This is a genomic window from Wolbachia endosymbiont of Wuchereria bancrofti (assembly GCF_002204235.2).
Taxonomy (GTDB): domain Bacteria; phylum Pseudomonadota; class Alphaproteobacteria; order Rickettsiales; family Anaplasmataceae; genus Wolbachia.
Genome location: NZ_NJBR02000065.1, coordinates 1 through 560 on the forward strand (window position 1 = coordinate 1; position 560 = coordinate 560).

Sequence of the window (560 nt, forward strand, 5' to 3'; positions counted from 1 at the left end):
GCATATTTTTTTTATTTTTACTTTTTTTATTTTTTTTTTTTATTTTTTATTTAATCCGTTCCAAGTCTGCCTGGTTGTGTTATGATCAAATCTCTTATTTTGAACAAAGGAGAAATATTGATACTGCAACTATGGGTCAGATTTTAAATGGTAATATGATAGAAACAGTAAGAGCTAACATAGTCTTTGACTGGTATACTATACTAAGTAGATGAAATAATGAAAATAAAGCTGTTTTTTATTTTCACTCTGTTGTTCTTCAATGCTAGTACATATTGCAGTTGTGAGGATATTATAGAAACTATAGAAATCTGTAAAGAATATACTTGTCAACAGTATATTAGTAATGAAGACTTTATCAAGCATAAAATATTAGGACTAAGCAGCAAAGATTTATCTATATAGAAAAACAAGATAATGATGAGATGGTCTGCCACCATTTTAAGTATGGGATGATGAAGAAAAAATATCTTGAAAGCATTTTCAAAGTTGGCAATCAAGAAATCAATGATTTTATTGATTGAGCTTTCGAACATTCATTTCTCTTTGTCGATTTCAAA

At 27.5% G+C, this 560-nt stretch carries 2 pseudogenes; both read left to right on the forward strand.

The features are described 5' to 3' along the window. A pseudogene (locus CCY16_RS05810) lies at positions 1-215 on the forward strand (hypothetical protein); the annotation flags it as partial. 4 nt (positions 216-219) lie between these two features. Further along, a pseudogene (locus CCY16_RS06825) lies at positions 220-521 on the forward strand (hypothetical protein); the annotation flags it as partial. Between the last annotated feature and the right edge of the window lie 39 nt (positions 522-560).